This is a genomic window from Rodentibacter rarus (assembly GCF_001998965.1).
GTDB classification, from domain to species: domain Bacteria; phylum Pseudomonadota; class Gammaproteobacteria; order Enterobacterales; family Pasteurellaceae; genus Rodentibacter; species Rodentibacter rarus.
In genome coordinates this window covers 1-19,958 of sequence record NZ_MLHJ01000142.1, presented here as the reverse complement: position 1 = coordinate 19,958, position 19,958 = coordinate 1, and the positions used below count along the sequence as shown (strand labels likewise).

General features: G+C 39.8%; 17 protein-coding genes, 1 pseudogene and 1 riboswitch. Of the genes and pseudogenes, 11 read left to right on the top strand and 7 right to left on the bottom strand.

Translation table 11 applies throughout. The features are described from left to right. Window positions 1–65 precede the first annotated feature (65 nt). The 3 genes from BKK50_RS11715 to hflC all read left to right on the top strand — a co-directional run bounded on the left by BKK50_RS11715 (window position 66) and on the right by hflC (window position 2,994). Window positions 66–773: a 4'-phosphopantetheinyl transferase family protein gene (locus BKK50_RS11715; protein WP_077418336.1), complete on the top strand. Its 708-nt coding sequence runs from the start codon at window positions 66–68 to the stop codon at window positions 771–773. 110 nt (window positions 774–883) lie between these two features. Beyond that, window positions 884–2,107 carry an FtsH protease activity modulator HflK gene (hflK, locus tag BKK50_RS11710; RefSeq protein ID WP_077418334.1) on the top strand — a complete coding sequence of 408 codons (1,224 nt, stop codon included), beginning with the start codon at window positions 884–886 and terminating at the stop codon, window positions 2,105–2,107. Continuing rightward, the gene (gene hflC, locus BKK50_RS11705; protein WP_077418332.1) at window positions 2,107–2,994 is read left to right on the top strand and encodes a protease modulator HflC; all 888 of its coding nucleotides are present in this window, start codon (window positions 2,107–2,109) and stop codon (window positions 2,992–2,994) included. The genes hflK and hflC overlap by 1 nt, the downstream gene beginning before the upstream one ends. 504 nt (window positions 2,995–3,498) lie before the next feature. Here hflC and BKK50_RS11700 read toward each other — a convergent pair. Further along, complete coding sequence (locus BKK50_RS11700; protein WP_077418330.1) at window positions 3,499–4,713, bottom strand: pyridoxal phosphate-dependent aminotransferase; 1,215 nt, start codon at window positions 4,711–4,713, stop codon at window positions 3,499–3,501. Window positions 4,714–4,857: 144 nt separating this feature from the next. Here BKK50_RS11700 and BKK50_RS11695 point away from each other — a divergent pair, with 144 nt between their 5' ends. From BKK50_RS11695 to BKK50_RS11680, 4 genes are all read left to right on the top strand, one after another. Continuing rightward, window positions 4,858–6,150: an isochorismate synthase gene (locus BKK50_RS11695; RefSeq protein WP_077418328.1), complete on the top strand. Its 1,293-nt coding sequence runs from the start codon at window positions 4,858–4,860 to the stop codon at window positions 6,148–6,150. Further along, on the top strand, window positions 6,141–7,847 hold the full coding sequence (gene menD / locus BKK50_RS11690) for a 2-succinyl-5-enolpyruvyl-6-hydroxy-3-cyclohexene-1-carboxylic-acid synthase (protein WP_077418326.1): 1,707 nt from the start codon (window positions 6,141–6,143) through the stop codon (window positions 7,845–7,847). Before BKK50_RS11695 ends, menD begins: the two co-directional genes overlap by 10 nt. A 33-nt stretch (window positions 7,848–7,880) precedes the next feature. Further along, window positions 7,881–8,624 carry a 2-succinyl-6-hydroxy-2,4-cyclohexadiene-1-carboxylate synthase gene (gene menH, locus BKK50_RS11685; RefSeq protein WP_077418324.1) on the top strand — a complete coding sequence of 248 codons (744 nt, stop codon included), beginning with the start codon at window positions 7,881–7,883 and terminating at the stop codon, window positions 8,622–8,624. A 70-nt stretch (window positions 8,625–8,694) separates the two neighbouring features. Next, entirely contained in the window at window positions 8,695–10,011 is a 1,317-nt protein-coding gene (locus BKK50_RS11680) for an MFS transporter (RefSeq protein ID WP_077418322.1), read from the top strand. Between the two features lie 76 nt (window positions 10,012–10,087). On the opposite strand, the gene raiA is transcribed toward BKK50_RS11680, so the two are convergent. The 4 genes and pseudogenes from raiA to BKK50_RS11660 form a co-directional block, all read right to left on the bottom strand. Continuing rightward, window positions 10,088–10,408 carry a ribosome-associated translation inhibitor RaiA gene (gene raiA, locus BKK50_RS11675; RefSeq protein WP_077418320.1) on the bottom strand — a complete coding sequence of 107 codons (321 nt, stop codon included), beginning with the start codon at window positions 10,406–10,408 and terminating at the stop codon, window positions 10,088–10,090. 236 nt (window positions 10,409–10,644) lie between these two features. Continuing rightward, window positions 10,645–12,012, bottom strand: a complete 1,368-nt coding sequence (locus BKK50_RS11670) for an alanine/glycine:cation symporter family protein (protein ID WP_077418318.1) — start codon at window positions 12,010–12,012, stop codon at window positions 10,645–10,647. 82 nt (window positions 12,013–12,094) lie between these two features. Further along, window positions 12,095–12,217: riboswitch (glycine riboswitch) on the bottom strand. A gap of 295 nt (window positions 12,218–12,512) precedes the next feature. Then, window positions 12,513–12,863: a hypothetical protein gene (locus BKK50_RS11665; protein WP_077418316.1), complete on the bottom strand. Its 351-nt coding sequence runs from the start codon at window positions 12,861–12,863 to the stop codon at window positions 12,513–12,515. 12 nt (window positions 12,864–12,875) lie between these two features. Further along, window positions 12,876–13,841 (bottom strand): annotated as a pseudogene (locus BKK50_RS11660) (IS1595 family transposase); the annotation flags it as partial. 180 nt (window positions 13,842–14,021) lie between these two features. Here BKK50_RS11660 and BKK50_RS11655 point away from each other — a divergent pair. From BKK50_RS11655 to BKK50_RS11635, 4 genes are all read left to right on the top strand, one after another. Beyond that, window positions 14,022–15,134 (top strand): AAA family ATPase, encoded by a 1,113-nt coding sequence (locus tag BKK50_RS11655; protein ID WP_077418314.1) that lies wholly within the window; start codon window positions 14,022–14,024, stop codon window positions 15,132–15,134. A 162-nt stretch (window positions 15,135–15,296) separates the two neighbouring features. Next, window positions 15,297–15,926 (top strand): hypothetical protein, encoded by a 630-nt coding sequence (locus tag BKK50_RS11645; protein WP_158074678.1) that lies wholly within the window; start codon window positions 15,297–15,299, stop codon window positions 15,924–15,926. Between the two features lie 366 nt (window positions 15,927–16,292). Beyond that, the gene (locus BKK50_RS11640; protein ID WP_077418308.1) at window positions 16,293–16,763 is read left to right on the top strand and encodes a hypothetical protein; all 471 of its coding nucleotides are present in this window, start codon (window positions 16,293–16,295) and stop codon (window positions 16,761–16,763) included. Next, on the top strand, window positions 16,730–17,704 hold the full coding sequence (locus tag BKK50_RS11635; protein WP_077418306.1) for a nucleotidyl transferase AbiEii/AbiGii toxin family protein: 975 nt from the start codon (window positions 16,730–16,732) through the stop codon (window positions 17,702–17,704). The genes BKK50_RS11640 and BKK50_RS11635 overlap by 34 nt, the downstream gene beginning before the upstream one ends. A gap of 68 nt (window positions 17,705–17,772) precedes the next feature. Here the strand turns inward: BKK50_RS11635 and BKK50_RS11630 are convergent, their stop codons facing one another. Both BKK50_RS11630 and BKK50_RS11625 read right to left on the bottom strand, forming a co-directional pair. Beyond that, window positions 17,773–18,885, bottom strand: coding sequence for a GmrSD restriction endonuclease domain-containing protein (locus tag BKK50_RS11630; protein WP_077418304.1), 1,113 nt, complete (start codon window positions 18,883–18,885; stop codon window positions 17,773–17,775). Next, window positions 18,882–19,880 carry an adenine-specific methyltransferase EcoRI family protein gene (locus BKK50_RS11625; RefSeq protein WP_077418302.1) on the bottom strand — a complete coding sequence of 333 codons (999 nt, stop codon included), beginning with the start codon at window positions 19,878–19,880 and terminating at the stop codon, window positions 18,882–18,884. Before BKK50_RS11625 ends, BKK50_RS11630 begins: the two co-directional genes overlap by 4 nt. Window positions 19,881–19,958 lie beyond the last annotated feature (78 nt).

Sequence of the window (19,958 nt, the reverse complement as noted above, 5' to 3'; positions counted from 1 at the left end):
GCTGCATAATACCGAAAATAACAAAAAGTGCGGTTGATTTTGACCGCTCTTTTCTACACTTGCTTATGACAACTTTCATTGCTTACGCAAACATTCACCAGCCCTACCCTTTTCACGACATCCCCACTGAACAGGTTCCTGAACAATTACTTGTGTCTACGACTCAGCAGGAGCGAGTACAGCAACGCCATCAATGTCGCCGATTAGCGCATTTTCTATTATGGCAATTGTTAAAAAGGGCAGGAAGAGATACCGCACTTCTTGGCAATATTCAGCGAACAAAAAGCGGGCGCCCTTATTTTCCTTATGAGGGGATCGACTTTAATATGAGCCATTCTGCAGACTGGGTCGCCGTGATATTAGCGATAAATCCTGAAAGGCAAAATGTGGTCGGCATTGATATTGAGTTTCCCAAATCTCGGGATTTTCCTGCGCTGATGGCGCATTTTGCACCTCAAGAGGAGGTGGCGTGGTTTGAGCAACAGACAAATGCCGAAAGTGCCTTTTATCGCTGTTGGTGCTTGCGTGAAGCGGTATTGAAATCGCAAGGTGTAGGCATTGTAAAGTTATCGGAAGTCCGCCATTTACCTTACGAGAAAAAGATTTTTTCTCAACATTGCCCACCCGGAGAACTTTTTTTTAGCGAAACCCTTCCTTTTTATTTCGCCGCCTTTACCAATCAACGTCAAAATCAACCGCACTTTTTCGGTTGGGAGGGTAAGACTTTGATTCCTCAAAAACTCTCACCGATTATTCGTTACGAGGTCAATTAAAAGCCTGCATTCTTGAGGATTTTTTCTTGCGGAAATCCCTTGTATTTTAATAGACGAGTCCCCATTATTCCGCTAAACTCGTCACAATTTTTTGACAAATGGAGAACAATATGTCGCAAAATGGTTCAGGGCAAGATCCTTGGGGCAAGCCTGGGCAGAGCAATGAGCAAAAGCCCGAAAACTCATCAAATAACGGATGGCATTCAAGCCAAAATCGTGGTAATCAAGAACAATCCCCACCGGATATTGAAGAAATTTTTAATAATCTGTTAAAAAAACTAGGTGGAGGAAAGAATAAAAAGAGCGGTCAAAATAATGGCAGTTCTAACACGCCTCCTTCTCTTCCATTTAATGTTGGTAAAGCGCTCCCTATTGCCGCTGCGTTAGGTGTGATTATTTGGGGGGCAAGTGGTTTCTATACCATCAAAGAAGCGGAACGGGGTGTCGTATTACGTTTTGGGGAATTACATTCCATTGTTCAACCGGGTTTAAACTGGAAACCGACTTTTGTAGATAAAGTTCTACCGGTTAATGTAGAGCAAGTAAAAGAACTAAAAACCCAAGGGGCGATGCTCACTCAAGACGAAAATATGGTGAAACTTGAAATGACCGTCCAATATCGCGTGCAAGATCCGGCAAAATACCGTTTTAACGTGACCAATGCCGATGACAGTCTAATGCAAGCCACAGATAGCGCCTTGCGTTATGTGATTGGTCATATGACGATGGACGATATTCTCACCACCGGTCGCACCGCCGTGCGTGAAAACACGAGAAAAACCTTAAATGAAATCATCAAACCTTATGATATGGGGCTTGAAGTGATTGGCGTAAACTTTCAATCCGCACGTCCACCGGAAGAAGTGAAAGATGCTTTTGATGATGCGATTAAAGCACAGGAAGACGAACAGCGCTTTATCCGTGAGGCAGAAGCCTATGCCCGTGAAAAAGAACCGATTGCACGTGGTGATGCACAACGCATTGTGGAAGAAGCCACGGCTTATAAAGCGCGTATTGTGTTGGATGCACAAGGGGAAGTGGAACGTTTGCAACGCCTATTGCCCGAATTTAAAGCGGCGCCAGATTTGTTGCGTGAGCGTTTATACATTCAAACGATGGAAAAAGTGATGGCGAACACGCCGAAAGTGATGCTGGATGGCAATAACGGCAATAATTTAACCGTGTTACCTTTGGAACAAATTATGGCGAAAAAAGCGACACCCAAAACGCAAAGTGCGGTCAATTCTACCCCTGTTTTAATGCCATCGGAAAATCCATCAACTCATTATCAGCCGGTCAAAGTTGAACCGGTTCGCCAAGGGAGATTTAACTAATGCGCAAATTTTTATTACCCCTTATTTTCGTTATCGCTGCGGTGATTTATTCCAGTATTGTGGTGGTAACCGAGGGTACGAGAGGCATTATGTTGCGTTTTAATAAAGTGCAACGTGATGCAGATAATAAAGTCGTGGTGTACGAACCGGGGCTGCATTTTAAACTACCGATTATTGATAGCATCAAAGTGCTGGATGCACGCATTCGCACTTTAGATGAATCCGCCACACGTTTTGTTACCGTTGAGAAAAAAGATTTGTTGGTCGATTCCTATGTGAAATGGAAAATCAATGATTTCGGTCGTTTCTACACCGCTACCGGTGGCGGTGATTACAGCAAAGCAACGGGCTTATTAAGTCGCAAAGTCAATGACCGTTTGCGTTCTGAAATCGGTACACGCACGATTAAAGATATTGTATCTGGTACTCGCGGTGAATTAATGGAAGATGCGAAAAAAGCCCTTAATTCAGGTCAAGATAGCGCCGCAGAATTAGGTATTGAAGTGGTTGATGTCCGTGTGAAACAAATTAATCTGCCGGATGAGGTGTCTTCTTCAATTTACCAACGTATGCGTGCAGAGCGGGATGCGGTGGCACGTGAGCACCGTTCACAAGGTAAAGAAAAGGCGGCATTTATCCAAGCCGATGTGGATCGCAAGGTTACTTTGATTTTGGCTAATGCCAATAAAACCGCACAAGAATTGAGAGGTTCGGGTGATGCAACGGCGGCAAAACTTTATTCTGATGCCTTCTCGCAAAATCCACAATTCTTTAGTTTTGTGCGTAGCCTAAAAGCCTATGAAGCGAGTTTTGCTAATTCGGATAATATAATGATCTTAAAGCCGGATAGTGATTTCTTCCGATTTATGCAAACGCCAAATCAATAAGCAAGCCCCATAAATACGACCAATAGCAATCTGCTTCCAAAAAGTTGGATTAAACACCAACTGACCAGGGGCAGATTTTTTTATGATGAAATATATCCCATTCTTCAAATAGCAAGTGATAGATTTTTATATCATTTTTCTCCCCATATGCCACTATTTAGGACTGATTAGATATACTAAGTCAAAATCAACCGTTAGAAACGATGACGGTTACCACAATAAAGATCGTATTCTATTGAAAATTAAAAGGGATAACCCCGATACGATATCAAACACAGCCCTATAACCATCTAATTTTTGGGAAAATAACGGTAACAGTGACACAAATAAATTTCACCTTGTACGATCCGTGCAAGGTTGATTCCCCCTCCCCCTGTTCGAACTGTAAAGCCACAAAGTGGCTCAGATAAATTCACCCCATACGGCTCGTAGGGGGTGAAGAATGAAAATTGTGCATTTGCTACACAATATCGGAAAACGAATTAATGTTTACCTTACTTTTTCTTATTGGTGATAGTTTTCTAAGAAACGCCCCAATTTGGAGATCGCCTCTTCCAACTGGTTCACATAAGGCAGGGTAACAATGCGGAAGTGATCCGGTGAGTGCCAGTTAAAGCCTTTACCATGCACAAGCAATACTTTTTCTTGGCGGAGCAAATCCAACACCATTTTTTCATCACTGTGAATATTAAATTTTTTCACATCAATTTTTGGGAACATATAAAGTGCGCCCATGGGTTTCACACAGCTAATGCCAGGAATTTGCGTAATCAATTCATAGGCTTTATTTCGTTGCTCCAATAAACGTCCGCCGGGCAAAATAAATTCATTAATACTTTGATAGCCACCGAGTGCGGTCTGAATCGCATGCTGCATAGGCACATTGGCACACAAACGCATAGAGGCCAGCATATCCAAGCCTTCAATATACCCTTTTGAATGATTTTTCGGCCCATTTAAGATCATCCAACCTTGGCGGAAACCGGCAACACGGTAAGCTTTCGATAAACCGTTAAAGGTCACCGTTAATAAATCCGGCGCTAATGCCGCAATGTGATGATGAACCGCATCATCGTATAAAATTTTGTCGTAAATTTCGTCTGCAAAAATAATTAAATTATGGTGGCGAGCCACTTCCACAATTTCTTCCAACAAGGCTTTGCTATAGACAGCCCCGGTTGGGTTGTTCGGATTGATGACTACAATAGCTTTAGTTTTGGCATTCACTTTCGCCTTAATATCCGCAATATCCGGGAACCAATCCGCCTCCTCATCACACAAATAATGCACGGCTTTGCCACCGGAAAGGGTCACTGCCGCCGTCCATAACGGATAATCCGGCATTGGTACTAAGACTTCATCACCATCATTGAGCAATGCTTGCATTGCCATCGTAATCAGCTCGGACACGCCATTACCAATATACACATCATTGACCGTAGAACCCTGTATGCCTTTGGATTGATAATATTGCACAATGGCTTTACGGGCAGAATACAACCCTTTGGAGTCACAATACCCTTGCGCTGAAGGCAAATTACGCAACACATCCACCAAAATTTCATCCGGTGCTTCAAAGCCAAAAGGGGCTGGGTTACCAATGTTTAATTTTAAAATTTTATTGCCTTCTTCTTCCAAGCGGAGCGCTTCTTTGTGTACAGGACCACGAATGTCATAACAAACATGTTCCAATTTATCGGATTTGGGGAATAATCGCATATCAGTTCCTTTTATTTTTATGGAAAGTGCGATTAATTTACGCTGAATTTTCAATCTTGAAAAGATTTCATAAAAAAATTTTTTGTCACAGACAAACTGCGGTAGAATACAGGCTAATTTTTTGTGCATTTTGAACAAGTTATAATGGGTAGTTTAGAGCAAGCCGCAAGTCAATTAAGCCTGCAAATTGAACAATATTTGCAACAAGGAAAAACGGATATTGAGCGTTTTCAAGTGAAGATCGCCAATGTCAATTTATTGGCGTGGCTAAAATCGCAAACCACTTATCCGCAGTTCTATTTGCACTTTCGTGATGAAAATAAGTCAGTCGCTACATTAGGAGAAGTGCGGTCATTTTCCGCATTAAATTTAGCCCAAGAATTTATTGAGACATATCATTTTCCACTTTTTGGCGGACTACAATTTCAAGGCTACGGGCAATTTATCCTACCACAGCTATTACTAGAAACGGACGAACAAAACACCGCTATCAGTTGTTTTGTGGAAGGTAAAACCTCTGCCCAAAGTGCATTAGAACAATTAAAAACCTTGCCCAAAATGACCGCACTTTATCCATTGCCAAAACAGATTCCACTACATACCGAACAACAGGCTAATCAGCCAATGTGGTGCGACTGGGTCAATCAAGCCTTATATGAAATTAAACAGGGCGAACTCACCAAGCTGGTATTAGCCAATGAAACGATTTTTCATTTAAAACAGCCCGTCAACCCCTATGATTTCCTCACGGAAAGTGAAAAACAAAATCAAGGTTGCTATCATTTTTTATGGGCAGAAAATCCTCATTCAACCTTTGTGGGCTCAACACCGGAGCGCCTATTTGCCCGAGAATATAATCTGTTTTTAACCGAAGCCCTTGCCGGCACGGCCCCCATTACGGCTGACTTAAAAGAAAATCAGCAACAAGCCCAATGGTTATTAAATGATGAAAAAAACCTCAATGAAAACTGGCTGGTGGTGCAAGATATTTCACAAAATATTCAGGCTATGGTGGAATCCTTTGATGTCAGCGAGGTAGAACTTAAACCTTTACGCAAAGTCCAACATTTGCTCCGAAAAATTCGGGCAAATCTGACCGCACATTATCGGGATTCTGCCCTACTCAAAGCCATTCATCCAACGGCAGCGGTTTCCGGTTTACCTCAACAACAAGCGAGAATGATTTTATCGGAAATTGAAACCTTTGATCGAGGGTGGTATGCCGGGACACTAGGGGTGATGAGTGAAGCTTATTCAGAATTTTGTGTGGCGATCCGCTCTGCTTTTATTGAGAGAAATCGGATTCGGGTTTTTGCCGGTGCGGGGATTGTTGAAGGCTCCGAACCTTTGGCGGAATGGCAAGAAATTGAACGTAAGGCATCGGGATTAATTTCCCTTTTTGCAGAAAATAATGATGGAGAAAAAGAATGTCTGTAAGCGTGTTTAATCGTTGTTGGTCAAAAGTGATTTTAGAAACCTTGGTACGCCAAGGGGTTTCCCATATCTGTATTGCCCCCGGCTCACGCTCTACCCCATTAACCCTTGAAGCCGTACGTTTACAAAATGCCGGTCGTACCGCCTGTTATAGCCATTTTGATGAACGTGGGTTAGGCTTTTTTGCCCTTGGTATTGCTAAATCAACGCAATCCCCTGTGGCGATCATCGTCACCTCGGGAACAGCGGCAGCAAACCTTTATCCTGCCATTATCGAAGCACGCCAAAGCGGTGTTGATCTGATTGTGCTAACCGCAGATCGCCCACCGGAATTATGGGAATGTGGGGCAAATCAAGCCATCTTGCAACAAAATATGTTTTCGGACTACCCTGTTGCCAATGTCAACCTCCCAAAACCCAATGCAGACTATTCAGCCCAATGGCTGCTCTCTCTGCTTGAGCAAGCATTTTTTCAACAAAAGCAACAAGCCGGTGTGGTTCATATTAATGTGCCTTTTGCCGAACCACTCTATGAAGCCCAGGAAGACGCCATCGACAACCACCCTTGGTTAGCTCCTCTACAACGTTGGCTTTCACACAATAAACCTTGGATAGCGCGTGAAGCTCAACAACAAGAAGTGCTGATGCACGAAAACTGGGATCACTGGCGTACTAAACGGGGAGTGATTGTTGTCGGACAACTGCCCATGGAACAAGCTATGGGCATTAATGCTTGGGCAACCACCATGGGCTGGGTGCTATTAACGGATATTCAATCCGGTGTAGAACCTATGACGCCTTATGCCGATATTTGGCTTGCCAACCAAACGGTGCGTGAAAAATTATTACAAGCGGATATTGTGATTCAGTTCGGATCACGTTTTATCAGCAAACGTATTAACCAATTTTTACAAACCTTTAAAGGTGAATTTTGGATTGTGGAACACACTCAAAAGGCGGTGGATCCTTATCATCATACCCATACCCGTTTTAATGTGAAAGCTCACCACTGGCTGCGGGCACACCCTCCTCTTCGTCAAAAATCTTGGTTGCTGGAGCCTTTGGCATTGTCTAAATTCTGTGCTAGTTTTATCGAACAACAAGTCGGCGGTAACCTTAACGAAGCCTCCCTTGCCCATCATATTGAACGTGTATTGCCTTACAATGGAATCTTGTTCCTCGGCAATAGTTTATTTGTACGACTTGTGGACGCCCTCACCAAGCTCCCTGAAGGCTACCCGATTTATACCAATCGTGGCGCAAGTGGGATTGATGGTTTATTGGCAACGGCTGCCGGAATTGGTGCAGGCACCAATCAACCTGTTGTAGCAATGATTGGCGACACTTCAACCCTGTACGATCTCAATTCCCTTGCACTATTCAAAAATGTCACGCAACCGACCATTATTTTTGTCATCAACAATAATGGTGGGGCAATTTTTGATATGTTACCGGTGGATGAAACTGTCAAAGACCGTTTTTATCGCTTACCGCACAACGGCGATTTCTCACAAATTGCCGCCATGTTCGATATCAAATACGCTCACCCTTACACTTGGGCGGATTTAAGTAGCGTGTTAAAACAAGCCTATACCCGCCGTAAAACCACGTTGATTGAAATCAAAACCAACCCGAATGATGGCAGCAATATTTATAAGCGTTTAATTGAACAAATCAGCCATGCCGTGATTAGTGCATAAGGAAAATAAGGGCAAATTCTGCCCTTTGTTTTTATGATGAATATTATTTTTCTCCACGGTCTTCTTGGCACCGCTTCCGATTGGCAAAAAGTCATCGAAAATCTACCGCACTTTCGCTGTATTTCTATTGATTTACCTTTCCATGGTAAAGCAAAGGAAACCGCAGTGTGCCATTTCAACGACACCGCAGACTATCTTTCCAAGCAAATCCAAAGTGCGATCAACAATGAACCCTATTTTTTAGTGGGTTATTCCCTTGGGGGGCGCATTGCTATGCATTATGCCTTGCAAGCCAATGTCGAAAAAGGGAACTTGCAAGCGGTGGTGTTAGAAGGGGCGAATTTGGGCTTAAAAACAGAAGAGGAAAAGCAGGCTCGCTGGCAAAATGATACACAATGGGCAAAACGATTTAGGGAGGAAACGCCTGACAGAGTCTTAGAGGATTGGTATCAACAACCTGTTTTTTCCCACTTAACCGCTCATCAACGGGCGCAACTCATTGAAAAACGAAAAGCCCATTGTGGTGCTAATATTGGACAAATGTTACTTGCCACCAGCCTCGCCAAACAAGCGGATTTCCGAGAAAAAGTGCGGTCAAGTTCGCTGCCATTTTTTTATTTTTGCGGTGAGCAGGATCTCAAATTCCAAACACTGGCAAAGTCCGAACAACTCAATTTAACCACCATTCCTTATGCGGGTCATAATGCCCATTTGGAAAACCCGTGCCTATTTGCTAAAAAACTTGAGAATCTTATTTTAGAAATTGCTCAATTTTAAAGGAAATGCTAGGATTCAAGCCTTTATATTTATCACGTTTTTTATTTTTACCTTTTCTAAGGAAAGCAATATGAACGCACAACTTCGCAATAATCCGATGAAGGTGGCACTTGCCTCAATGGTCGGTACAGCAATTGAATTTTTTGATTACTATATCTATGCGGCAGCTGCCGTGCTGGTGTTCAATACCCAGTTTTTCCACAGCGATGATCCCCTCTCAAATGATCTTCTTTCCCTTTCAACCCTCGCCTTGGCATTTTTTGCCCGTCCTATCGGCTCAGCATTGTTTGGACACTTTGGAGATAAAATCGGACGTAAAAAAACCCTTGTCGCCTCTCTCTTACTCATGGGCGGCTCCACGGTGATTATCGGTCTATTACCCAACTATTCTCAAATTGGTATTTGGGCACCGATTTTGCTTTGTATTTGTCGCGTAGGACAGGGTATCGGTCTTGGTGGAGAATGGGGCGGTGCCGCATTAGTCGCTACAGAAAATGCACCGGAAGGCAAACGTGCATGGTATGGAACCTTTCCACAATTAGGTGCACCTATCGGTTTATTTGTTGCCAATGGTACTTTCTTCTTAGTGAGCTATTTTTGGGGGCAAGAAGCACTGGTGGAATGGGCTTGGCGAATTCCTTTTATCTCTTCCTTATTATTGGTATTTGTCGGCTTATACGTCCGTTTAACCTTACACGAAAGCCATGTTTTCATTGAAGCGGAACAAAAAGGCAAAAAATTAAATGCGCCGGTCAGTGTCGTCTTTACCAAACACTTCAAACCGATGGTGATTGGGACATTCATTATGGTTGCCACCTACTCCCTTTTCTACATTATGACCGCCTTTGCACAAGCATATTCACGTACAGCACCAAATCTTTCCGAAGCCGGTCACCCTCTCGGATTAGGGATTCCGGCAAATACTTTTACAGGTTTATTATTAATCAGTGCGATTGTTTTCGGTATTTTTATCAGTATTTCCGGTGTTTATGCCGATAAAATCGGGCGCCGTAAATGGTTGATTTGGGTGACTCTCGCAATTGGTGTACTCGGCTTATCTATGCCGGTGTTCTTACAAAACGGGACACCTGCCAGCGTATTCGCCTTCCTAGTCATTGGTATGGCAATTATGGGGATGACCTTTGGGCCAATGGCTGCACTCTTGCCTGAATTATTCCCAACCGAGGTGCGCTATTCTGGCGCTTCTCTTTCCTATAACTTGGCTTCTATTATTGGTGCCACCATTGCCGCGATGATCTCATTGAAAATCAATGCCTCATTTGGTGTCATAGGCGTGGGTATTTATTTGGCAATTAATGCATTGATGACTTTATTGGCACTACTTGCCTCAAAAGAAACAAAAAACGTGGATTTAACCCAAATTTAATGTTTCATAAAAGCATAAATGCCAAGGGATTACCTTGGCATTTTTTCTAAAAAATCTCTTTAAAAACAACCGCACTTTATTCAAATGAATCTTTTAGGCGCTCATCTGCACGGCGGGATTCCCCTTTATGTTGTAATTTATTGAGTTGGCGTTCTAATTTTTCTTCCACCTCATTAATGGCTTTATACATATCATCCGCCGTTGCACTCGCAACCAAATTCCCAAGTGGTGTTCCAATGGAAGCCTCAACATTAAAACCATTAGGCACTTTATTTAATATAAAGTGCGGATTAATCAACTGCGTGTGCCATTTTTCCAATTTCGCCAGACGACCCTCCACGTGTTCACGAATAGCAGGGGTGATTTCCATTTGTTTGCTGGTGATATTTAATGTCATAGCATTTACCTCTCACATTGTTAAGAACCTTTGAGTTCGGTTTGATTTAGTACCAAAATAGTCCCCTACTCGGGCTTTTTCAAGTCATTTTTGAGAGAAAAAAAGACTAATCATCAAAAACATGATCTAGATCTCATTTATCCATATTCGCTGTTTTCTTTCCACTGAAAATTGTTACTATGAGAGGCTGTAATAAAAAAGGAGGCGTATCAAGCATCCTTTTTTATACTATAAAACTAAGCGAGTTCATCTTGATCATGGTGATTAATTTTTAAACGTGCAAAATAATCTTTCGTTTCCTCAATCACCACTTTACGCAATCCGATTAAAGCGATTAAATTTGGGAAAGCCATTAAACCATTTACAATATCCGCTAAGATCCAAATTAAATCTAATTTCAAAAATGAGCCAATCCCAACCAAAATAATAAAGATCAAACGGTATAAACGAATACCTCGGGTTCCCACCAAATATACAAAACAGCGTTCACCATAATAACACCAGCCTAGAATGGTTGTGAAAGCGAAAAATAATAAACCGAGAGTAACAATGGTCGCCCCAATATCTAGCCCGAGCCCCTGTGCAAATGCCGCATTGGTTACCGCTGCACCGGCAATTTCAGGGTTGTTCCATGCACCGGTTAAAACCAACACGATCCCGGTCATTGAACACACAATAATGGTATCTAAAAAAGTGCCGGTCATGGAAATCAGGCCTTGGCGGGCCGGCTCTCGAGTTTGAGCTGCCGCAGCCGCAATAGGCGCACTGCCCAAACCGGATTCATTAGAGAAAATCCCCCGAGCTACCCCTGATTGAATGGCTTTCATCACAGTAAAACCCAATACCCCGCCTAGCGCTGATTGGGGATTAAAAGCACTACGAATAATCAACATCACCGCATCCGGCACCCGTTCCCAATTTAATAAAATAATGATGAGGGATACAAGCACATAAGAAATCGCCATAAAAGGCACAATGATCGAGGAAGCAATGGCAATGCGTTTTACCCCGCCTAAAATAATCATCGCCACGAGGACAGTCACCACAACAGCGGTGATAATCACCGGGATATGGAAGGTATCTTCCATGGCGTGCGTAATGGCATTCACTTGGGGGAAAGTCCCGATACCAAAAAACGCCACCAACACCCCAAATACCGCAAACATTTTAGCCAGCCATTTAATGCCTAAACCACGCTCAATATAATACATAGGCCCGCCGGACATAAACCCACGGCGATCTTTCACCCGATATTTCACCGCCAGTAAACATTCTGCATATTTTGTCGCCATTCCCAGCAATGCGACCAGCCACATCCAAAAGATCGCCCCCGGTCCGCCTGCTTGCACCGCTGTCGCCACGCCGACAATATTCCCCGTTCCGATGGTTGCCGCTAAAGCAGTACTCAGTGCAGCAAAAGAAGACACATCCCCTTTTCCCCCCCGCTCTTTTTTAAATAAATAACTAATCGCCAAGGGTAAATAGCGGATTTGAATGAAACCTAAACGTAACGTGAAATAAAGCCCTGTCCCGGATAGCAAAATCAGTAATGGCGGGCCCCAAATAAAACTATCAATGGTAGATAAAATTGTCGTAAATGACATAATGATTCCTCGTGGTCTAAAAACAAATAAACGCAACAAGGAGACGAAAAGTATCCGTGAAAAGAAATAAAATACAGATTATCTTTTAGCCCCTGTCCTTTTGCCTGAGCGTTTGAAAAACAGTGTGAAAAACCACCGCTCTTTTGCGCCTTCGGCGTCCATTTACTCTATTTTGAGGGCAATGGATCTCTCCAAGGGTTCGTCCAGTAACAGTCCCTGCACTGATGTGCGCCTGAAAGATTTTACATCGTCGGCGTAGAGTTCATTCCCTACTCTCCAGCTACCTTCATCCGAACTCATTTTCTCTGATCTCTCAGAAAAAACGGGGCGGATTTTAGCAAAATCAAAGATAGCGATCAATTATTGGAAAGCTCAGAAAAATAAAGTGCGGTCGAAAAATACGCTTTTTTTCCGGTATTATGTAGCAGTTGCACAAAGCCGTTTTAAAACAAGGCGACCTTTCCGTCGCCTTTATTTTTGTGGCTAATTCTACCATTTAATCAGTGGCGATTATTCCATTTTTGGTAATAAATCTCAACGCTATCTAAGCAGTAAACTAATATTCTGTCAGCAATCACCTCGTTTTCCCACTGCATTAAACCTTCGATTTCATTTAGCCTTTTCTGTGCTTGGTATTGGGCGTAGGCTTTTGAGTAGCGAGGTTCGACCTGCTCTATTTTTGCAGGGACTTTGATTTCCAATAAATCGAAAAATTTGTTGATATTACGCCGTTCACTCCATCTTACCGTATGGCGTTTTATATCATCCAAAATGGAATGGTCGCCCCATCTACAAATGTCAAAATCTTCACTAGATTCAAAATAGCTCCGCATATCATAATGTAGCTTCATTTTTGCTCCTTATTAGGTTGTTTGTAATGAATGGATGCCAAATAGGGCTTCGGGCATTTTATTGCCTTGCCAGTAGCCGGTAAAATGGCGTGAGGGTAAAGTGTTGAACGTGCAGCGTAGCAAATGTTCAAATTTCTCTTTGACGCTTTTTCGACGATTATCTTCCCGCCACGCTGTCTCGTTAGCGTAGAACATTAGGTACTTGTTTTTCATCTTGTGGTAAATCCCTGTAATGGCACGCCTCATTCGTGCAAAAAAGGATTCGGCAAGGTTGTTGGTGATGCCCTCGATGGAACGATATTCTTGGGAATGATTTACCCGCCATAAATCATAATGGAATGTCAGGCTATCGTAGGCAGGTTTTTCGTCAGCGTGAATCGTGCTGTTGGGTTTCACAAGGCGTTGGGTTAAATCCAGTATGTCTTGGGTGTTTTCTTCTTTGATGAGGGCGATAATGCTTCGCTCTGCGCCTTTCATTATATTTTGATTTTTTGCCCGTTGCCGGAATACCAATACACAAGCCTTATCCTTGCATTGATGGCGTTTCTTACGTCTATCAATGCGTTTGTGGCGGAAATTTTTCGGGCGAATGTAGTAGTTTACATAAGCCCCGTCAATGTGGACTTCGCTGTGTAATGGCGTTAAATCTTTCGTCTTTTCTAGGATTTCACGGAATTTATGTAGTAGTACCCATGCGGTTTTATATTGCACGTTGAGCTTGTGAGAAAGGGAAATGGCGGATAAGCCTTTGCTTTCCGTGACAAAGAGAAGAAGCGCAATAAGGATTTGCCGCAGGGTGAGTTTGTGAAATTGAAATATTGTGCCTGTGGTAATCGAAAAGCGATATTGGCAGTGTTTGCATTGAAATTGTTGGCGTGTGTGGATGAAATAGGCTTGATGGCAAGTGCCTCAACGCGGACAAACTTGTTCCGTGGCGCTGTGACAACGGGCGTTTTTGATTAGGGAAAGAATTTTGGCTTATTTTAGATTATTGGAGCTGATAAAAATGACTATTTTTGGAGGCTGATTCCCACTATTACAAAGGGGTTAAAGTAAAAAATTGTATTTACCGTAGTTTTTCTACGGCAGAATATGTTAGAATAAGCAAAGTAAGTCTTATCAAGATTTAACAGTTTCAATTTTATTAAGGGTTTTACTATGTTAAAGAAATTTACGGTTAGCAATTATCGCCAATTCAATGAACCATTAGAGTTTGATTTGACAGCAAGTAATTACACATTTAATACAGATTGTACCCATAATAATTTAGTTAAGTTGGCATTGGTTTATGGTGAGAATGGAACAGGAAAGTCCAGTTTAGGTTGGGCTTTGTTTGATTTGGTTTCACATTTAACTGATAATAATTTTAAACATTATTCTAATTATTACCTGAGTGCAAATTCCAATAAAAATTTTGCAACCTTTTTGTTTGAGTTTCTATTTGATGATATTCCTGTTATTTATGAATATCAAAAGGGTGAGGATAAAAATTTAATTTATGAAAAACTCACAATTGATAAGAAAGTATGTGTTGAATATAAACTAAATCAGCCTTTTTTATCAAAGCTAAAAGGTTCTGAAAATTTAAATAAAAACATCAATCCAAATCAAAATTTATCTTCAGTTAAATACATTTATAGTAATACAAATTTAGATAAAAGAAATAAACTTAATAGGATTTTTGTTTCTTTTATGACCTTTGTTAATCATATTTTATGGTTTAGGAGTGTTTTGGATGATCGATCTTTCATTGGATATAAAAAAGGAACTGAAAACATTGCAGAACACATTTTAAAAAACAATTACTTAGAGGATTTTGAAAAATTTCTTGTGGATTGTGGTTTAAATATCCAACTTGTAAAGTACAATGATATTAACGGCAGTAATATTGGTATTAAGTTCCCTGGTAGAAAAAAACCTTTACCGTTTTTTGAAATTGTATCTACTGGAACGAGAAATTTAACGTTATTTTATTATTGGTGGAAAATTATTCAAGAGTATAATGTTCCCCTACTATTTATAGATGAATTTGATTGTTCTTACCATTTTTCTTTATCAGAAAAAATCGTTGAAAAGTTAAAGCAATTACCTAATACACAGGTGGTTTTAACCACTCATAATACTAATTTATTAAGCAATGAATTAATTCGCCCTGATTGTGGATTTGTGATTGATGGAAAAACTATTGCATCACTCAATAAATCTACTAATAGGGAGTTAAGAGAAGCTCATAATTTAGAAAGACTTTATCAAGCTGGAGAGTTTTCTTGATGAATAAAAGAAATATTTTATGTGTAACAGAAGGGGCTAGAACAGAAGTTAATATTTTGGAGCATTTAAACCAGATATTTATTCAAAGGGATATCACATTTATCCCTTTTTCTACAAATATTTATGTAGTTTATAATGACTATTTAAAATTCAAAGGTGATAATGATGATGACTTTGATATGTTTATTTTTTCTAAAAAGATATGATAGGAATAATATTTTAAAAAATAAAAAGAGAAATGATTTTACCGATATTTTATTATTTATGGATTTTGATAGGCATCATTTAGACAAAATAGATAACCCATTGGAATACAATAAACTATTAAATTGTTTACCAGAAATGCTAAATTTATTTGATAACTCAATAGAAAATGGGAAGTTATTTATTAGCTATCCAATGGTTGAAGCATTTAAACATCCAATTACAAATCATGAATTATGGGATATATCATTAGGTAAACAGTATAAATCACATGTCAGCTGTATTTGCGATAAAAAGTTAGAAAATTTCAATAATCATTTCTTAAATAAAGAACAATGGTCAAGCTTTCTCCTTCCCCATATCTTTATTGTTAATTTTATTATAAATCAAAGATTTGATTATCCTTTGAATTACCAAGAGATTAATAAATTTAACCAAAATACTATTTATCAAAAACAACATCAAGATTACATCATACCTGAAAATAAATGTTTGGTTCTTAGTCCATTTGCTTTATTTTTATTGGAATTTTTGGGTGAAAAATTATTTGATGAATGGCAAAATATACTTAATGAGATTGGTAAATGAATATTTAAATGCCACAGCTAAAAATTTAGAAATACCAAATAATGATATAAACATCTTCATCTTTAATTAGATTAGCCATTTTACTATTTTTTACAATAAGAATAGGAGTAAAAAACCTATTACTATTTGCTTTTTTTATCATCGAAAGTTATTAAAATAATTTGATTAAATTTCTCATTTTTTGATTCTAAAATAGCTCTTTTTTGAAGAAGAGCTACAAAAGAAATTAAAACCTTTCTTCATTTTTGTTTGAAAGGTAAATAGAGTGCGGTAGGAAATTTGCAAGAAACTGTTGTTTTTTATCGGTGTTTTTAGGTAATTAATCCGCTATAATTACATCAATGGAAGAAAAATGAGACGATAAAAATGCTTTATATTCCACCCACTAATCCCAATCACTATGTCAGTAGTATTGTAGCTTTAAACATTATCAGTCCTAAAAATACAGGGGATTGGCATAGTGCAGCCGCATTAAGCCAAAATTCTTATCCACTTGAGTTTTATCTGTATGGCGAAAATCAGTCTAAAAATACCCATCATTTATTAGGGCAACAAGGCATTATTGACGGCACACAACGACTTAATGATATGGGGTATTACCCTGAAAATACCCCTGTTTGGATAGCCGACCACCCGCGTGCCTGCGTGGATTATCTCTATTATGCCGTGCTGAAAACAGGTTCGATTGGGCGTGTAATGCTCGATGAGTGGTTTCCAAATGATGAAGATAAGCAATCCGTCTATGCTTTGATTAATGCGTTAGAGCCTAATTTAACCGATGATGAAAGAGAGAATTTACAGCTATGGAAACGCAAAAATCCAATAATGTCATCTTGACTGAACGTGATAAACAGCACGAACGCTTAATGCGTGCCGTTCTGCACAATCTTGTCGAAACGCCCCTTGTCTTAAAAGGCGGCACGGCACTTTATTTAGGTTATGGATTAAATCGTTTCTCCGAAGATTTAGATTTTGATTCTGATAAAAAGCTCAATCTTGTCAATAGAATCAAAAGCTCTGCACCACACGGCATTGTAATTGATGATGTGAATGTAAAAAAGGACACCGATACCGTCAGTCGTTATATGATGAATTACCACATTCGGGATACAGGACATAAAGATTCGCTAAAAATCGAGATTTCTTATCGTAATCCACCGCCAACAGAACAAATTTCCGTTCGCAGTGGTATTCGTGTTGCTTCTATTGAACGTATTACCGACAATAAATTAAGCGCTGCCTTTGATGGTGAAAATACCCGAACAAAAGGGCGTGATTTATTTGATTTGCATTTCATCGCAAAAAACTATGGCGATACCTTATCACTTCCGATTTTAGAGCGTTTAAAGGCTTTTTCGCAAGATCCTGATAAATTAGTAAGTGCATATAGTGAAGATATAAAAGCCGATCCGCTTTTAAATAAAATTATGGATGCAGATACTATTTCGCTTGAACTTAATGAAATTGCAGAAAGATTGCATACCTCAATGGTTTCTTCTCAAATACAAGAAGAAACACCCGCTCAAAAGTTAAAGCGAGTATTACATTCAAGAGGGATGCCAATGCCGCCTGAAAATGAGCAGGATTTAGACTTCGATTTTGATCCGAATTTTGAATTAGATTCAGAATCTCGTCTTGCTGTGGAAAATGCAATCAATGAGCAAATAAACGGTGGGGAAATACTTAATCGTTATGCTGAAAAATATACGAATATGAAGAAATCTGAAACTCCATCTCTAACAGTTAATGAAGTTTCTAAAGGGTTAAAAAGAGAGTAAAGTATATTAAAAGCCAATCTAATTAGATTGGCTTTTAATATCATTAATTTCATTTTGTTAAATGCTCATTACTTATTTGATTTTTTCCGATTACACGATTTACATAACATCTGGCCATTGTTTAAATCGGTTTTACCGCCTTGCGACCAAGGAGTAACATGATCAGCTTCCATTTCGGATAGCTCAAATGTCTGATTGCAGTTCGAACAAATACCATTTTGGCGTTCAAACAAGATGCGTTTATCTTTGTCGCTAAAGGCTCGCAAATTTAAATAACGCTCATCACGGGTTAAAATATAATCATAAATCCCTGCTTTTTTGTTGACCTCATCATCTTCCATCAAGGCTTTAATTTCGGTTTCCAATTTTTCGGGATTAAGATCGGCATCTTTGAATCGGTTGTACAATAAGCCCCAGTCTAAGCCCTTCATTTCTCTGCGGTAAATAGTAAAAGTATTCTTTACCCAGTTGATTACACTTTCAAAATATGTCCATAATTTAGTGGCGTGCTCATCGTGCTGATGCAACGCCATATAGCTTTCTATACTTTTATGCGGCTTACCTTCTTTATCATTTTCGGTTGGATAAATCCACGTTAAAACTATTTCTAATATCTCTTGACGAATAGGCGAACCTTTGACGTATTTATCACCCAAACTTGTCGCAGCACAGCCTGTTTTGGAAAATTTGCGTTTTGCGTCCGACAACCATGATCCTGCATACACCGCATTACGCAATTCTTGGTCAGTGAGCTTTTCGCCTGCGATATTGATGGTTTTAAACCATTCTAATTTTTCGCTATCAGTGCCTTCACATTGGTAAACGGTTAATTCATAGTTTAAAAATTGTTCTTTTTTATCATCAGACAAGTTGTGAAAATATTGAAAATCTACTGAAAAATTACCTTTCACAAATTCACAAATAGAAACCGTGCGTTGTTGCCCATCCAATACTTCAAAGCTGCCGTCTGAATGCTTAACCCAATACATCACATTGAGAGGAAAGCCTTTCATTACCGTATCAATCACGGCATTGCGCTGTTTTTCTTTATAGACAAATTTACGTTGGTATTGTGGACGGATGTCAAGCTTTCCGCCAAAGCCTGTTACGCCGTTTTCAGCGCTGTCTTCATAGCCGTTGTACAAATCACGAATTTTGATATGGGTGAGTTCTATTTTCATTTTTGAGCCTTTTTGTGTTTGATTAAAATTCTACCATAGGTTCTTTTTCCATTTATAACAGTACAACCTCCACGGTCTTCAAAATGAGCGGAGTATTTTAGTTTTTCTAAAATTTCTTTAGGTGCTGAAGCCCTAGTATTACCACTAGCTTGCCAAATAATTTCAAACTGATCTGGATTGTATTTATCCATAAAAGTAATAGGTACACCCATTACACCGTCCCAATCCTTGGGAATATTTTTGGTTTTACTGACTTCAATCGCATCGTAATTATCATAATGCGGATAATCCGTTGGATTATAAGTTGCCCATAAATCTAATTCTTCGTGGCGTTTTGCCAAATCAAGATTGGTAAACCAAGTAACACCTGAAACTCGAATCATTCCTTCTCTATGATCTCCTGCTGTTGCATAATCCACATAGTGTTTATTGATGAAATGGACTGCATTTCCGCTAAAACCTTTTCCAAGCCAAATTTGGTTATTTTTAATTAGCGGAAAAATCTCTTTATAAGTAATCGCATTTTGATTACCAACAATCACAAATTTTTTTTCATATTCCATCAATTGCGCCACATATTCACGAAATAGCGAAAACGGTGGATTGGTAATCACAATATCGCAAGACTTTAAAATGTCCACGCATTCGGGTGAACGGAAGTCACCGTTTTGCTGTAACGGAATGCGCTGAACGTCTGCAAAATCAATCTTGCCGTCTGCATTAAGATCCAATTCACAGTCGATTTCTAATTTATAGGTGGTTTTTTCGGCATCAAAATGGGTTGTAATCAGTTTTTTAATGCCAAGATGCTCAAAATTGAGGGCGAAATAACGGAAGAAATTGCTTTCTTCAGGATCATCACAATTGCAGAAAATGGTTTTGTCTTTGAAGTGGTGGATATAGTGCTTTAACTCGTTTTCAATGTCGGAAAGCTGAGTGTAAAACTCATCATTTTTTTCAAGGTTAGCACGGTGGAGATTTTTGTTCCCTGCCATTATGCTTCTCCCTTTATAGAGAAAATGCTTGACAGGGATATATGAGTTTTTAGACTATTTTGCGTTGCGTTGCGTTGC

What these genes read in the sequence shown, in the direction of transcription:
- hflC (WP_077418332.1), top strand. Translation starts at nt 2,107, where the DNA reads ATGCGCAAATTTTTATTACCCCTTATTTTCGTTATCGCTGCGGTGATT.
- BKK50_RS11680 (WP_077418322.1), top strand. Translation starts at nt 8,695, where the DNA reads ATGAACGCACAACTTCGCAATAATCCGATGAAGGTGGCACTTGCCTCA.
- BKK50_RS11695 (WP_077418328.1), top strand. Translation starts at nt 4,858, where the DNA reads ATGGGTAGTTTAGAGCAAGCCGCAAGTCAATTAAGCCTGCAAATTGAA.
- BKK50_RS11665 (WP_077418316.1), bottom strand. Translation starts at nt 12,863, where the DNA reads ATGAAGCTACATTATGATATGCGGAGCTATTTTGAATCTAGTGAAGAT.
- hflK (WP_077418334.1), top strand. Translation starts at nt 884, where the DNA reads ATGTCGCAAAATGGTTCAGGGCAAGATCCTTGGGGCAAGCCTGGGCAG.
- BKK50_RS11635 (WP_077418306.1), top strand. Translation starts at nt 16,730, where the DNA reads ATGGAAACGCAAAAATCCAATAATGTCATCTTGACTGAACGTGATAAA.
- BKK50_RS11700 (WP_077418330.1), bottom strand. Translation starts at nt 4,713, where the DNA reads ATGCGATTATTCCCCAAATCCGATAAATTGGAACATGTTTGTTATGAC.
- raiA (WP_077418320.1), bottom strand. Translation starts at nt 10,408, where the DNA reads ATGACATTAAATATCACCAGCAAACAAATGGAAATCACCCCTGCTATT.
- BKK50_RS11630 (WP_077418304.1), bottom strand. Translation starts at nt 18,885, where the DNA reads ATGAAAATAGAACTCACCCATATCAAAATTCGTGATTTGTACAACGGC.
- BKK50_RS11640 (WP_077418308.1), top strand. Translation starts at nt 16,293, where the DNA reads ATGCTTTATATTCCACCCACTAATCCCAATCACTATGTCAGTAGTATT.
- BKK50_RS11645 (WP_158074678.1), top strand. Translation starts at nt 15,297, where the DNA reads ATGATGATGACTTTGATATGTTTATTTTTTCTAAAAAGATATGATAGG.
- BKK50_RS11670 (WP_077418318.1), bottom strand. Translation starts at nt 12,012, where the DNA reads ATGTCATTTACGACAATTTTATCTACCATTGATAGTTTTATTTGGGGC.
- BKK50_RS11715 (WP_077418336.1), top strand. Translation starts at nt 66, where the DNA reads ATGACAACTTTCATTGCTTACGCAAACATTCACCAGCCCTACCCTTTT.
- BKK50_RS11625 (WP_077418302.1), bottom strand. Translation starts at nt 19,880, where the DNA reads ATGGCAGGGAACAAAAATCTCCACCGTGCTAACCTTGAAAAAAATGAT.
- menH (WP_077418324.1), top strand. Translation starts at nt 7,881, where the DNA reads ATGATGAATATTATTTTTCTCCACGGTCTTCTTGGCACCGCTTCCGAT.
- BKK50_RS11655 (WP_077418314.1), top strand. Translation starts at nt 14,022, where the DNA reads ATGTTAAAGAAATTTACGGTTAGCAATTATCGCCAATTCAATGAACCA.
- menD (WP_077418326.1), top strand. Translation starts at nt 6,141, where the DNA reads ATGTCTGTAAGCGTGTTTAATCGTTGTTGGTCAAAAGTGATTTTAGAA.